Source organism: Streptomyces sp. NBC_01352 (assembly GCF_036237295.1).
Taxonomy (GTDB): domain Bacteria; phylum Actinomycetota; class Actinomycetes; order Streptomycetales; family Streptomycetaceae; genus Streptomyces; species Streptomyces plumbiresistens.
The window spans coordinates 5429145-5442499 of sequence record NZ_CP108354.1; the positions used below are offsets into that span (position 1 = coordinate 5429145).

Sequence of the window (13355 nt, forward strand, 5' to 3'; positions counted from 1 at the left end):
GGAAACACCCGTTCGGGTGAGGCCTCCACCGGAGAGCGGAATGCCCAGTTCCGCGGGGGTTCCCGGCCGGAACCGGTGCCCGTTCGGCTCGGCCCGTGCGCCCATATGCAGTCACGCCGCTCGCACCCCCGTCGCGGCCCGTCTTGCCTGGAAGGGTGTCCACTCGACTCCGGAACGTTCTGTCGGCCGTACTCATCGCCCTGGCCTGTCTGCTCGCGCCGTTCGGCGCGCTGGCGGCCTGGGTGGCGTACGGGCTCGCCGACACGAGCCGGTACGTCACCACGATGGCGCCGCTCGCCTCCGACCCGCACGTGCGGGACGCGATCGCGGACACGGTCGGCGCCGGAATCGTGCGGGAGGTGGACGTCGGCGGACCGATGCGCCCCTTCGTGCGGGACGCGGTGCGCTCGTTCACCCGGACCGAGGCCTTCCGTACGGCCTGGGACGCGGGCAACAGGGCCGTGCACAACGCGGTGTTGAGGGCGCTGCGAAGCGGCGGCGAGGGCGCGGTGACGGTGGACCTGGCGCCGGTCGCCGCCGAGGTGAAGGACCGGCTCACCGCGGACCGCGTGCCGTTCGCTCACCGCATCCCGGTCCCGCACACCGAGGTCTCCGTCCTCCCGGCCGAGGACCTGGCCCGGCTCCGGAAGGGGTTCCACGTGCTCGACGTCGCCGGTTTCTGGCTGCCCGTCGCGGCGGCCGTCCTCGCGGCCACCGGGATCGCCGTCGCCGCCTGCCGCCGCCGCGCGGTCACCGCGACCGCCCTCGGCACGGCCCTGGGCGGCGCCCTCCTCGCCCTCGCGGTCGCCGTGGGCCGCCGCCTCACTCTCGCCGACCTGCCCGACCCGGCCCACCACCCGGCCGCCGGCGCGATCTACGACGCCCTCACGGCCACCCTGCGCACGGTCTCCTGGCTGCTGGTCGCCATCGGTCTCACGGTGGCCCTGACCAGCTGGCTCACCGGCCGGTACGGGTACCCGCCGCCGTTCCGGCGAGGTCCGCGAGCGTCCAGAGCGCCCGCCGCAGATCCGGCTCGGCGGCGGACGCGAGCCCGAGCCTGACCGCGTCCGGCGTCCGGCTCGGGTCGACGACGAAGGCGGGCCCGGGCGTGACCGCGATGCCGTGCGCGGCGGCCGCGGCCGTGAAGGTGTCCGCACGCCAGGGCGCGGGCAGCTCCCACCAGGCGTAATAGGCGCGCGGATCCGACCGTACGGCGAAACCGTGCAGCTCTTCTTCGACGATCCGCTGCCGGCGCCCCGCGTCCGCCCGCTTGGCCGCGACCAGCCGCGCCACGGTCCCGTCCCCGATCCACCGCACGGCGGCCTCCAGCGCGAACCGCCCGGCACTCCACCCGCCGGACCGGATGGCGGCCGCCACGGCCTCGGCCCGCCACGCGGGTACGACGGCCAGGCCGACGGTGAGTCCGGGGGCGACCCGCTTCGACAGCCCGTCGATGACATGGGTGATGCGGGGCGCGTGGACGGCGAGGGGGTCGCCGTCGGCCAGGAAGGACCAGATGCGGTCCTCGACGACCGGGATGTCCAAGTCGGTCGCCATGCCCGCGAGTTGGCGCCTGCGCTCCTCGCCCATCGTCACCGAGGTCGGGTTGTGCAGCGTCGGCTGCACGTACAGGGCGGAGAGGGGGGCCGTGCGGTGGGCGGCGGCCACGGACTCCGGCAGCGGACCGTCCTCGTCCGCCGCCAGCGGCACCAGTGTGATGCCCAGCCGGGCGGCGATCTCCTTGACCACGGGATACGTCAGCGGCTCGACGCCGAGCCGGCCGCCGGGCCGGACCAGAGAGGCGAGGGTGGCGGCGATCGCCTGGCGGGCGTTGCCGGTGAAGAGCAGTTGGCAGGGGCCGGGCTGCCAGCCCGGGGTGGCGAGAAGACCGGCCGCGGCGTTCCGGGCCGCCGTGGTGCCGTCGGCGGGGGCGGGGAGCAGGGCCTCGGCCAGCACGTCGGGCCGGAGCAGGGGCGCGAGGGCGGGGGCGAGGAGTTCGGCCTGGCCGGGCGCGGACGGGTAGTTGAGCTCCAGGTTGACGGGAGCGGCCGTGGCGGGCTCGGTGAGCGCCCGCCCCAGGGGTGCGGCCGGAACCGCCCGCACGAACGTCCCGCGCCCCACCTCCCCGACGACCAGGCCCCGCCGGACGAGTTCGCCGTACACCCGCCCGGCCGTCGACCCGGCGATCCCGCGCCGCCGCGCGAACACCCGCTGCGGGGGCAGCCGTTCACCGGGCTTGAGCCGTCCGGCGGCGATGTCGTCGGCCAGCCGGTCGGCGAGGCGCCGGTAGTCGTCCGAGTCGTCCACGGGATCCCCCCTCACATTGCACCGAGGGCAAAGATCTTATTGCACCGACGAGTTGGGGCGATCTAGGGTCGCTCACATGACCCCTTTCCCGGAGTTCCTCGCGTACGAGGCGTACGAGGCGTACGAGGACAAAGGCACCGATACCTCCGCGGTTCCCCTCGTCCTGGTCCACGGCCACCCCTTCGACCGCACGATGTGGGCCCCGCAGATCGCCGAGTTCTCCGCCACACGCCGGGTCATCGCCCCCGACCTGCGCGGCTACGGCGAGTCCCCGCGGACCCCCGGCGTCACACGGTTCGCCCGGTTCGCCGAGGACATCGAGGCGCTCCTCGACGAGCTGAAGGTGGAGACCTTCGTCCTCGCCGGTCTGTCGATGGGCGGCCAGATCGTGATGGACGGCTACCGGCAGTTCGGGAGCCGCGTCCGGGGCCTGGTCCTCGCGGACACCTTCCCGGCGCCCGAGACACCGGAGGGCGTGCGCGCCCGCAACGCCATGGCGGACCGGCTCCTGCGGGAGGGCATGCGCGGGTACGCCGACGAGGTGCTGGAGAAGATGGTGGCGCCGTACGCCTCGCCCGAGGTGAAGGCCCACGTCCACCGCATGATGACATCCGCACCCCCCGAGGGTGCCGCCGCCGCCCTCCGCGCCCGCGCCTCACGCCCCGACTACCGCGAGCTGCTGACCCGCGTCTCCGTCCCCGCGCTGGTCGTGGTGGGCGCCGACGACGCGTACACCCCGGTCTCCGACGCCGAGGCCATGCACGCGGCCCTCCCCGACTCCACGCTGCTGGTGGTCGAGGGCGCGGCGCACATGCCGAACCTGGAGCGGCCCGAGGAGTTCAACGGGGCGCTCGGGGAGTTCCTGGCGCGGGTGGACGGCCGCTCGTAGTCTCGGGACGGTGACTCGACAGCGCCTGCGCAGACCCGGCATCTGGTTCGCCGCGCTGCTGTTCGCCGGGGTGAGCGTCGTCGTGGGCTGCCGGGTCGCCGACACCGACGGGATCACCCCCGTCCCCCAGCTCCTCGCGTTCCTGCCGTGGCTGCTCGCGCCCGCCGCGCTGGGACTGGGCCTCGCGCTGCTCGCCCGCTGGTGGACCGGGGTCGTGTGGGCGGTGGCGGTGCTGGGGCTGCTGGCGTGGTTCATGGAGCCGTACGGCAGGATCGCCGCACCCGGCGGGCCGCCCGTCGCTTCCCTGCGGGTGCTGACCTCGAACGTCGAGTTCGGACAGGCCACCGACCCCCTGATCGCTACGGTCCTCCGGGAGAAGCCGGACCTCGTCTTCGTGCAGGAATGCGAGTACGGGTGCGACGCGGCGCTGAAGGAGTCCCTCGGCGCCGACTACCCCCACCGGCAGGCCGTCGAGGGCGGCGGATCGGCGGGGTCCGTCCTCCTCAGCCGCTTCCCGCTCCGGGCCGCCGAACGCGTCCCCGGCACGATGGGCATGCCGGGGGCCGTCACCGAGGTGCGCGGGCGGACCGTACGGCTCCAGCTCGCGCACCCCATGCCGCCGCTGCCCGGCCAGGTGGACGTCTGGCGGCGCGAACTGGACGCCCTGCGCGACTTCGCCGCCACGCACGCGCGGACCCCCACCATCCTGGCCGGCGACTTCAACGCCTCCCAGGACCACGCCGCCTTCCGCCGCATCCTCGACACCGGCCTGCGCGACGCGGCCCGCCTGGCCGGTTCCGACCGCACCCCCACCTGGCCCGCCCGCACGGCCGGGGCCACCCCGGCGCTGGGCGCGCAGATCGACCACGTCCTGGTCTCCGCCGACTTCGCCGCGCACAAGGCCCGCTTCCTCGACCTAGCCGACACGGATCACCGCGCGCTGCTGGTCGAGGTCACGCTTCACCAGCGGAGATGACAGGGCGCTTCTGAATCACGGGCTCCGGGCTCAGACGCCGATGTCGTCGCCGTCGGCACGCCACACGGCCACCACCGACGGGCGGACGTACGTGCCGGGGCCGTCGGGCCACGCGCTGGCCGGCTTCTCCACGGACGCGCCGCTGATCTCGCCCGGGTGCTGCACGGCGACGAGAACCCGCCGGTCCTGGACGATCGGGCCGCAGGTCTCGGCACCGATCGGCATGGTCAGGAACTGCTTGAGCTCACCGCGCCGGTCGCCCTTCGTGGCCACGCCGAAGAGACCGTCGTGGTAGCCGAGCTGGGCGCCGTCGGTGGAGATCCACAGGTTGCCGTACGGGTCGAAGGCCACGTTGTCCGGGCAGGAGATCGGGCTGACCTTGTCCTTCGGGAACCCGGCGAAATAGGTCGCCGGGTCGTTCGGGTCGCCCGCGACCAGGAACAGCGACCAGGCGAACTTGGTGCTGTCGGCCAGGTTCCAGCGCTCGGTCAGCTCGAGGATGTGCCCGTGCTTGTTGGCGTTGCGCGGGTTGGCCTCGTCGGCCTTGGCGTTCGTGCCGATGCCGCGGTTCGTGTTGTTGGTGAGGGCGACGTACACCTTGCCGGAGTGCGGGTTCGGCTCGATGTCCTCGGGCCGGTCCATCTTGGTCGCGCCGACCTTGTCACCGGCGAGCCGGGTGAAGACGAACACCTCGTCGGCGGTCATGCCCTCGACGTGCGAGACGGCGCCCTTGGCGGTCGCGGTGGCCAGCGGGATCCACTCGCCGCTGCCGTCGAACTCGCCGTCGCTCGGCAGCTTGCCGGTGCCGTCGATCTCGATGGCGGGGGAGTCACCGGTGAGCTTGGCGACGTAGAGCGTGCCCTCGTCGAGCAGGCTCAGGTTGTGCTCGCGCACCGCGCGGGAGGTCCCGTGCTTCATCCGCTTGCTGCCGACGAACTTGTAGAAGTAGTCGAAGCGCTCGTCGTCACCGGTGTAGATGACCGGACGGCCGTCGTGGGTGAGGCGGACGGTCGCGCCCTCGTGCTTGAAGCGGCCGAGAGCGGTGTGCTTGCGGGGCGTGGAGGAGGGGTCGTACGGGTCGAGCTCGACGACGTACCCGAAGCGGTGCACCTCGTTCGGCTCCTGGGCCACGTCGAACCGCTTGTCGAACCGCTCCCACTTGCGTTCGGAGGCCGCGGTCCCGATGCCGTACCGCTTGTCGGTGGCGCGGCTCGCGTTGGCGAAGTACTGGTTGAAGTTCTCCTCGCCGTGCAGCGTGGTGCCCCAGGGGGTGACGCCGCCCGCGCAGTTGTTCAGGGTGCCAAGCACCTTGGTGCCGGTCGGGTCGGCGGAGGTCTTCAGCAGGTCGGACCCGGCGGCGGGCCCGGTGACGCGGAACTCGGTGGTGGCGGTGACGCGCCGGTTGAGGGGGTGCCGGGAGACGGCGGTGAGCTTGCCGGTCCTGCGGTCCTCCTCCACGACGACGGCGGACAGCCCGTGGGCCGCCCACGCGATCTCGACCTGCTCCCGGGTCGGGTTGGCGGCGTCGTAACCACGGAACATGAGCACTTCGTCGGTGTACTCGTGGTTGGCGACGAGGAGCTGCTTGTCACCCGGAAGCGGCAGGAGCGCGAGGAAGTCGTTGTTGTACCCGAACTGACCGGCCTGGGCGGCGGCGGTCTGCTTCTCCGGGTCGAAGGCCGGGGCACCGCGCAGAATGGGCTCGCCCCAGCGGATGACGACGTTCTGCTTGTAGCCGTCCGGGACGGTCACGGCGTCGGCGGTGTTGGGCGCGACGGCGGTGAACCGGAGGCCGCGGGCGCCCTTGGAGGTGCCGGGCTTGTGTGTCGTCGTGCTGTTTTCGGCCGCGGCGACCGGCGAGGCGAGACCCGCCCCCGCGGCCCCGGCCACGGTGACGACGGCCGCGGCCCGCATGACCGAGCGGCGGCTGAGCGCACCGGCGATGACGTCACCGACGTACTCGTTGGCGGAGGTGTTGGGCGCCTCGTGGAAACAGGCGTCACCACACCGGAAACGACAGGTGAGGGCGGACCGCCCACCGGGATGCGACTCCGACGAGGTCCTGATCAACGGCAACTGCATGCGCACTTTGCTCTCCCCTTGTTTCCCCTTGAGTCCGGCGTGACGGACGTTATGGGTACGTTCGTTCGGGAGCGGGGCGCACTGGTGAACGGAGGGTGAACCTGATGTGGCCGTAGGCCAGTTGGCGTCGATTGCCCGGCGAGCGGGTGAAGGCTGGATGTGCCCCTTGACGTCGCGTGCGTATCGTGACCCGCCCCTGCCAAAGATCACCACCTGGGGCCGCTAACCTTACGTGTCCGTCCTGGCCAGGGATTTACGGGCATCAACTCATGCGAAGGGTTGCGCACATGGGCATTCTCACTCTCCTGCGGAACGCGTTCGGCCGGTCACGCAAGGGGCACACCACGTCCCCTTCGCAGGAAACCGAGGTTGCCTCCCAGGAGGCCGCACCGAAGGTCCCGGCCCCGTCAACGGAGCCGACCCCGTCCCCGAAGCCGACGGCCACAGAGCCGACGGCCCCCACGGCGACGGTCCCGGAACCCCGCACCGCCACGCCGTCCACCCCCCAGTCCACGCTCTCCACGAAGGACGAGCACGACCTGGTGGCGGCGGCATTCGACAAGGTGGAGGTACCGAAGCCGGCGGAGCCGGCCGTGGCAGAAGAACCGGCGGTGGCGGAGGTCACGCCGGAGCCGGAGCCGATCGCTGAGGCCACTCCCGCCCCCGAGCCCGAGCCCGAGCCGGTCGTCGAACCGGAGCCGGTGGCGGAGGTCGCCCCCGAGCCCGTCGTCGAACCTGTGGCGGAGCCGGTCACCGAAGCGACGGCCGAGCCGGAACCGATCGCGGAGGCCACTCCCGAGCCGGAGCCGGAGCCCGAGCCGGTCATCGAGGTCGCCCCCGAGCCGGAGCCGATCGCGGAGGCCACTCCCGAGCCGGAGCCCGAATCCGAGCCGGTCATCGAGGTCGCCCCCGAGCCGGAGCCCGAACCGGTCGCCGAGGTGACGCCTGCCCCGGAGCCGGTGGCGGAGGTCGCCCCCGAGCCGACCGTCGAGGCGACGCCGGAGCCCGAGCCGGTCGTTGAGCCGGAGCCGGAGCCGGTCGCAGAGGTGGCCCCTGAAGTCGAGGCGACTCCTGAGCCCGAGCCGGTCGCGGAGACCACCCCCGAACCGCTCGCCGCCGACGGCGAGGACGCCCCACAGGGGCCACCCGCAGTCGACGACGAAAGTGGTACGGGTGGTGCGGGTGGGAACACCAAGGCCGAAGGCGAAGCCGAGGCCGTACCAGCCACCCTCCGCACGGCATACACCGCAGCCGAAGCCACCCTCAAGTCCAAGAACCTCACCGGCACCCGCGCCAAGGTCTACCTCGTCCTCGACCGCTCCGCGAGCATGCGCCCGTACTACAAGGACGGCTCCGCCCAGGCCCTCGGCGAGCAGACCCTCGCCCTCGCGGCGCACATGGACCCGGAGTCCAAGGTCCACGTCGTCTTCTTCTCCACGGAAGTGGACGGCACCGGCGAGCTGACCCTCACCGACCACGACAACAAGATCGACGAGCTGCACGCCGGCCTGGGCCGCATGGGCCGTACCAGCTACCACGCCGCGGTCGAGGCAGTCGTAACCCACCACGACAAGCACGCAGCCCCCGGCACCCCCGCCCTCGTCGTCTTCCAGACCGACGGCGCCCCGGACGCGAAGACCCCCGCCACCCAGTCCCTCACCGACGCCGCGAAGAACCACCCCACCGTGTTCTTCTCCTTCGTCGCCTTCGGTGAGCCCGACAACAAGGCCTTCGAATACCTCCGCAAGCTGAAGAGCGACAACACGTCCTACTTCCTCGCGGGCCCGACCCCCCGAGAGCTCACGGACGCCGAGCTCTACGAGGGCGTACTGGCCACCTGGCGCCCGTAGCACCAGGGCCGCAGCCGCACCCGGGGGGTGGACGGATCCCCGTCCATCCCCCGAAACGCATGTGAGTCGATCTTCGCGCGCCCAGTAGGATTTCGGGCATGGCGGCCACTGGAACCGAGAAGCAGGGGGCGAAGGCGTACTACGTCTCGACCCCCATTTACTACGTCAACGACGCTCCTCACCTGGGCCACGCCTACACGACCGTCGCAGGGGACGTGCTCACGCGCTGGCACCGTCAGCGCGGCGAGAAGGTGTGGTACCTCACCGGCACGGACGAGCACGGTCAGAAGATCATGCGCACCGCGGAGGCGAACGGCGTCAGCCCGCAGGAGTGGGCGGACAAGCTCGTCAACGAGGCATGGAAGCCCCTCTGGGAGCACCTGGAGATCGCGAACGACGACTTCATCCGTACGACGGAGAAGCGTCACACGGACCGCGTCCAGGAGTTCGTCCAGGATCTCCACGACAAGGGCGAGATCTACAAGGGCGGCTACGAGGGCCCGTACTGCGTGGGCTGCGAGGAGTACAAGCTCCCCGGCGACCTCATCGAGGCCGAGGACGGCACGAAGCTGTGTGCCATCCACAAGAAGCCGGTGGAGATCCTCAAGGAGGAGAACTACTTCTTCAAGCTCAGCGAGTACGGCGAGAAGCTCCTCGCCCACTACGAGGCCAACCCGGGCTTCATCCAGCCCGAGTCGGCCCGCAACGAGGTCGTGAACTTCGTACGCCAGGGCCTTCAGGACCTCTCCATCTCCCGCTCCACCTTCGACTGGGGCGTCCCGGTCCCGTGGGACGACAAGCACGTCATCTACGTGTGGATCGACGCGCTCCTGAACTACGCGACGGCGGTCGGCTACAACGAGAACCCGGCGAAGTTCGAGAGCACCTTCCCCGCCGACGTCCACCTCGTGGGCAAGGACATCCTCCGCTTCCACGCGATCATCTGGCCCGCGATGCTGATGGCGCAGGGCCTGCCGCTGCCGGGCAAGATCGCCGCGAACGGCTGGCTGATGGTGGGCGGCGAGAAGATGTCGAAGTCGAACCTGACAGGCATCAAGCCCCAGGACCTCACGTCCCACTTCGGCGTGGACGCGTACCGCTGGTACTTCCTGCGCGCGATCGCCTTCGGCCAGGACGGCTCCTTCTCGTGGGAGGACTTCTCGGCCCGCTACACCAGCGAGCTGGCGAACGACTACGGCAACCTGGCGTCCCGCCTCGCGGCGATGGTCGGCAAGTACTTCGGCGGCGCCCTGCCGGAGGCGACGGCGTCCGGCGAGGCGGAGAAGGCGGTCCAGGACGGCCTGGCGAAGGCGGTCGCGGAAGCCGACCGGAAGATCGGCGACGAGCTGGACTTCCAGGGCGGCATCCTCGCCGTCTTCGACTTCGTCAAGCAGGTCAACGGCTACATCACGGAGCAGGAACCGTGGAAGGTCGCGAAGGACACCAGTGACGAGGGCAAGGCCCGCCTCGCCACGATCCTCTACACGGCCGCGGAGTCCCTCCGCGCGGTGGCGGTCCTCCTGAACCCGATCATGCCGGACACCTCCCAGAAGCTCTGGGACTCGCTCGGCGCGGAGACGTCGCTGGGCGCCCTCGCGGACCAGAGGGTCCAGGAGGCGGGCGACTGGGGAAGGCTCCCGGTCGGCACGACGGTCACCAAGGGCGCGGTCCTCTTCCCGCGCCTGGAAGAGAAGCCGACGGCGTAGCGCACGCGCGCGGCACGGGGCCCGGGAAGCGGAAAGGCTGCTTCCCGGGCCCTCGGCCTACCCGTACCCCCTACCTGCATGTCCACGTCCACCCGTATGGTTTCCGCCATGGCAATGGCAGTACCCAAGGTCATTCCGATCGCCTACGTGCCCAGGCGTCACACCGAGTCCATCGGCTGGTACGCGGACGGTCAGTTCCTTGCGTCGATCTCGTACGCCTTCCCCGAAGGCTTCCGCCCCGACGAAGGCTGGGAAGAACACAAACGCCTCTACGTGGCACTCCACACCTTCGACGCCGAGGGCCACTACCGCGACTCGGAAATCTGGTGCGCCGGCACCTGGGCCGACCAGCAGCGCGCCCCGCACGGCAACGACTCCGTTCTCGGCCGCGCCCGCATCCACCTGGCGAAACTCCTACGCAGCCTCCCCCGTCGCTCGTACACGGACATCGCCATCCGCCCCTTCCAGCTCACCCTCGACGGCGTCCGCTTCGGCCTGGTGATCCGCAAGGAGGACGGCGAGACCTGGGCCGAGCTCTACCCGGACCGCCTGGAATTCGGCGAACCGTGGGACGGCCGGTACGTCACCTGAAGCAGACCGGCGAGGCCGTCCCGGTGACGTGGAGTATGCGGTCGGGGTCGTCGCTTTCACGGAGGAGCAGCGAGTCATTGGTGCGGGCGAGCTCGACGCACTCGTTGCCCTCGGCGCCACCGGAGTATGTGGACTTCTGCCACTGAATCACGTCCGGCGACCGGGCGGGGGCCAGCCGGCGTAAGCGCACCCCGCTGGTCACAAGCGATCGCCTTGCAGCCGACGCAGGAGGGCGGCGAGACCGCCCTGGCTGACCTGGAGTATTCGCTCAGGATCGTCGCCCTCGCGGAGGAGCAACGAGCGGTTTCCATGGGCGAGTTCAACGCACTCGTCACCGTCGCCACCCCCGGAGAAGGACGACTTCTGCCATTGGGTCACGCTTCACAGCTCCTTCGCCAGACGCTGAATGAAGTCCCGCGACCGCACCGGGTCGAGCGAGGCCGACTCAACTTTACGGAACAGCGTTCGAAACCTGGCAAGTTGGGACGCCGCGTCCAGGAAGGGTCCGCCATGCGGCGCGTCCCGCTTGGCGGTGTCCAGCTGCGGGACCGGGCCACTTGCGTAGAGCATCGACGTATTGGCCCCGGCGAAGCCGTCCACGTCGAACGGAATAACCCGGACTGTGACGTTCGGGCGCTCCGACTGACGCAGGATTTCCTCCAACTGGGCTCGCGCTGCCGAGCGGTCGGCCACGCGCGTCCGCAGCACCCCCTCGTGAACAACCGCCTCGTAGTCGACCGGGCAGTCCCGTTCAACGACGACGCGTCGGCGCATCCGATGCGCGACCCTCGGCTCGAGCTCACTCGCGGGCAGCTCCGGAACCATGTAGGTGAACACGGCTCTGGCGTACGCCTCGGTCTGCAGTAGCCCTGGTACGTGTGCAGTGGAGATCACTCGGAGGTACCGCGCGTGGTGCTCCAGCTCGGCCAGGTCCAGGAAACCGGGCGGAAGGATGTTCCGGTACTCCTCCCACCAACCTTCGGTACGGTCCGTGGCCATTTTCACCAGGGCCTCGATCAAATCGGCGTCGGCGCAGGCATATTGAGCACCCATCCGCCGCACCCGCGCCTCACTGACACCGGCGACACCCGACTCGATCTGGCTCACCGTCACCGAGATCACGCCCAGCAGCGCGGCAGCCTGGCGTCCCGTCATGCCTGCTGCCTCACGCAGTCTGCGCAACTCCCGCCCCAGCCGCTGCTGTCGAGCCGTCGGCTGCTTCCGTGGCACCTGCGCCTCCCCGCTCCCATCACATCGAGTGACCAGACTACGACAACAGGTTGCGGCGTACTAACTTTATTCTCTACCGTCAGTGACGCGACGCACACACTGCGGAACCCGGGGCACCGGAAGCGCACCGCCCCGCCATGCCATGACGGGAGCGACGGAGCCACCGCCCGCCCCGCAGCGAACCAGCAACCCCCCACCGCCACCTGGAGTTCACCCATGCCCGAAACCCAATCCGCCCCCGAGCCTTGGGAGTACACCCTCTCCATCCCCCACGACCCCCGCGCCGTCACCGTCTGCCGCCGCACCCTCCGCCTGATCCTCACCCTGCACGGCCTGATCCGCCTCGCGGACACCGCCGAACTCCTCGCGACCGAGCTGGTAGCCAACGCCGTACTCCACACGAAGGGCCCCGCAACCCTCCGCGTCCGATGGTCGGCCGGCGTACTGCGAATCGGCGCGTGGGACGCAGACCCCGAACCCCCGCCCCCACCCCACGACCTGACGGACCTCACCGACGCGGAGAACGGCCGCGGCCTCGCCCTGGTCCGCGCCTGTTCCGACCTCTGGGGCTGGCAGCCGCTGGCCAGGAACGGCAGTCGGGGCAAATACGTGTGGTGCGAACTGACCGCCGCGGCCTGAACGTTCCTCCGCCCCTCGAAAGAGTGAACGCCCCCAAATCGCCCGGACACCCCGCCCCTTGATCCACCTAGGTTGCGCACATGGTCACATCCACCCACGAGGCCTCCCATCGGCTCTTTCAGGAGCATCCAGAGACCCTCACACTCGTCTTCGAGGCACTGGGAATCCCGCCACCCTCGAAGTCGGACTTCGACACCCTCTCGCCCGACGCCACGGAGATCCGGCCGCTGGAACGCCGTGTGGACACGGTGCTCAAGTTCGAACCTGAGATGGGGGAGAGCTTCCTGGTCGCCATCGAGGCCCAGACCAAGAAGCATCCGGACAAGGCGAAGAGCTGGGCGTACTACGTCGCGCACCTGCGCGCGAAGTACGACATGCCGGTGCTGCTCGTGGCGGTCTGCAGGGACCGGCCCACGGCCGCCTGGGCGGCCGGGCCCTTCGAGTGTGCCGTGGGTCCCTGGACAACCCAGGTCACACGGCCGTTCGTACTGGGGCCGGAGACCGTCCCGAAGGTCACCGACGAGTCGATGGTGACCCAGCAGCCGGGACTGGCCGCGCTCTCGGCCATCGTTCATAGCGAGGACCGGATGGCGCCCGCCATACTGGAAACGGTGGCCCGCGGCCTCCTGTCATTCGACCCGCCCACCACGGCGTACTGGTTCGAGGTGGTGGAAGTCGGCCTGGAGGACACGCCGACCAAGGAGAAATGGAGAACGCTGATGAAGGGCTACACCACCCACTTCCCCGGCCACGGGACGCTGTTCGAGGAGACGTACCTGGAGGGCAAGGCGGAGGGCCAGGCTGCGGGCCGGGCTGAGGATCGCGCCGCGCTGATCCTGCGCGTGCTGGAGAAGCACGCCATCCACGTCCCCGAGGACATCCGCGAGCGCATCACCTCCTGCACCGACCTCGACACCCTCACCCTCTGGTTCGACCGCTCCCTGAGCGCCACCGCGGCCGAGGACCTGTTCGCCGAGATCCCTGCCACCGGCCCCGCTGAATCCTGACCCGTTCCCGACACGAATGCAGGCCGGTACAGCACCCGGGAACGCTCCAACCTGATCCTCCTGGTTACCTAGAACCAA

The 13355-nt window shown here is 70.5% G+C and carries 13 protein-coding genes; 8 read left to right on the top strand and 5 right to left on the bottom strand.

Translation table 11 applies throughout. From position 1 onward, the window contains the following. Positions 1 to 155: 155 nt before the first annotated feature. Positions 156 to 1061: a hypothetical protein gene (locus tag OG252_RS25170; RefSeq protein WP_266436461.1), complete on the top strand. Its 906-nt coding sequence runs from the start codon at positions 156 to 158 to the stop codon at positions 1059 to 1061. On the opposite strand, the gene OG252_RS25175 is transcribed toward OG252_RS25170, so the two are convergent. Further along, positions 958 to 2307 (bottom strand): aminotransferase-like domain-containing protein, encoded by a 1350-nt coding sequence (locus OG252_RS25175; protein WP_329338877.1) that lies wholly within the window; start codon positions 2305 to 2307, stop codon positions 958 to 960. The two genes, OG252_RS25170 and OG252_RS25175, sit on opposite strands and share 104 nt — an antisense overlap. Before the next feature lie 76 nt (positions 2308 to 2383). Between OG252_RS25175 and OG252_RS25180 the strand changes: the two genes are divergently transcribed. Further along, positions 2384 to 3196, top strand: a complete 813-nt coding sequence (locus OG252_RS25180; RefSeq protein ID WP_329338879.1) for an alpha/beta fold hydrolase — start codon at positions 2384 to 2386, stop codon at positions 3194 to 3196. Between the two features lie 10 nt (positions 3197 to 3206). Next, positions 3207 to 4172: an endonuclease/exonuclease/phosphatase family protein gene (locus OG252_RS25185; protein ID WP_329338881.1), complete on the top strand. Its 966-nt coding sequence runs from the start codon at positions 3207 to 3209 to the stop codon at positions 4170 to 4172. A 30-nt stretch (positions 4173 to 4202) separates the two neighbouring features. On the opposite strand, the gene OG252_RS25190 is transcribed toward OG252_RS25185, so the two are convergent. Then, the gene (locus OG252_RS25190) at positions 4203 to 6260 is read right to left on the bottom strand and encodes a PhoX family protein (RefSeq protein WP_266436469.1); all 2058 of its coding nucleotides are present in this window, start codon (positions 6258 to 6260) and stop codon (positions 4203 to 4205) included. Between the two features lie 281 nt (positions 6261 to 6541). Here OG252_RS25190 and OG252_RS25195 point away from each other — a divergent pair, with 281 nt between their 5' ends. The 3 genes from OG252_RS25195 to OG252_RS25205 all read left to right on the top strand — a co-directional run bounded on the left by OG252_RS25195 (position 6542) and on the right by OG252_RS25205 (position 10401). Continuing rightward, entirely contained in the window at positions 6542 to 8104 is a 1563-nt protein-coding gene (locus OG252_RS25195; RefSeq protein WP_329338883.1) for a VWA domain-containing protein, read from the top strand. Between the two features lie 98 nt (positions 8105 to 8202). Then, positions 8203 to 9810 carry a methionine--tRNA ligase gene (gene metG, locus OG252_RS25200; protein ID WP_266436473.1) on the top strand — a complete coding sequence of 536 codons (1608 nt, stop codon included), beginning with the start codon at positions 8203 to 8205 and terminating at the stop codon, positions 9808 to 9810. Positions 9811 to 9924: 114 nt separating this feature from the next. After that, on the top strand, positions 9925 to 10401 hold the full coding sequence (locus OG252_RS25205) for a hypothetical protein (protein WP_266448284.1): 477 nt from the start codon (positions 9925 to 9927) through the stop codon (positions 10399 to 10401). Here the strand turns inward: OG252_RS25205 and OG252_RS25210 are convergent. Genes OG252_RS25210 through OG252_RS25220 form a run of 3 tightly spaced genes read right to left on the bottom strand, consistent with a single transcriptional unit; the run spans position 10394 to position 11556 of the window. After that, the gene (locus tag OG252_RS25210) at positions 10394 to 10603 is read right to left on the bottom strand and encodes a DUF397 domain-containing protein (protein ID WP_323186008.1); all 210 of its coding nucleotides are present in this window, start codon (positions 10601 to 10603) and stop codon (positions 10394 to 10396) included. The genes OG252_RS25205 and OG252_RS25210 overlap by 8 nt on opposite strands. Continuing rightward, positions 10600 to 10779 carry a DUF397 domain-containing protein gene (locus OG252_RS25215; protein ID WP_266436475.1) on the bottom strand — a complete coding sequence of 60 codons (180 nt, stop codon included), beginning with the start codon at positions 10777 to 10779 and terminating at the stop codon, positions 10600 to 10602. Before OG252_RS25215 ends, OG252_RS25210 begins: the two co-directional genes overlap by 4 nt. 3 nt (positions 10780 to 10782) lie before the next feature. Next, positions 10783 to 11556, bottom strand: a complete 774-nt coding sequence (locus tag OG252_RS25220; protein ID WP_443068428.1) for a DUF5753 domain-containing protein — start codon at positions 11554 to 11556, stop codon at positions 10783 to 10785. A gap of 291 nt (positions 11557 to 11847) precedes the next feature. On the opposite strand from OG252_RS25220, the gene OG252_RS25225 reads away from it, so the two are divergent. Then, positions 11848 to 12270, top strand: a complete 423-nt coding sequence (locus tag OG252_RS25225) for an ATP-binding protein (RefSeq protein ID WP_266436479.1) — start codon at positions 11848 to 11850, stop codon at positions 12268 to 12270. 80 nt (positions 12271 to 12350) lie between these two features. After that, the gene (locus OG252_RS25230) at positions 12351 to 13277 is read left to right on the top strand and encodes a hypothetical protein (protein WP_266436480.1); all 927 of its coding nucleotides are present in this window, start codon (positions 12351 to 12353) and stop codon (positions 13275 to 13277) included. The last annotated feature ends 78 nt before the right edge of the window (positions 13278 to 13355 follow it).

Bases quoted from the DNA above. Each gene is read 5' to 3' on its own strand.
- OG252_RS25195 (WP_329338883.1), top strand. From the start codon at position 6,542: ATGGGCATTCTCACTCTCCTGCGGAACGCGTTCGGCCGGTCACGCAAG.
- metG (WP_266436473.1), top strand. From the start codon at position 8,203: ATGGCGGCCACTGGAACCGAGAAGCAGGGGGCGAAGGCGTACTACGTC.
- OG252_RS25230 (WP_266436480.1), top strand. From the start codon at position 12,351: ATGGTCACATCCACCCACGAGGCCTCCCATCGGCTCTTTCAGGAGCAT.
- OG252_RS25205 (WP_266448284.1), top strand. From the start codon at position 9,925: ATGGCAGTACCCAAGGTCATTCCGATCGCCTACGTGCCCAGGCGTCAC.
- OG252_RS25225 (WP_266436479.1), top strand. From the start codon at position 11,848: ATGCCCGAAACCCAATCCGCCCCCGAGCCTTGGGAGTACACCCTCTCC.
- OG252_RS25220 (WP_443068428.1), bottom strand. From the start codon at position 11,556: ATGACGGGACGCCAGGCTGCCGCGCTGCTGGGCGTGATCTCGGTGACG.
- OG252_RS25180 (WP_329338879.1), top strand. From the start codon at position 2,384: ATGACCCCTTTCCCGGAGTTCCTCGCGTACGAGGCGTACGAGGCGTAC.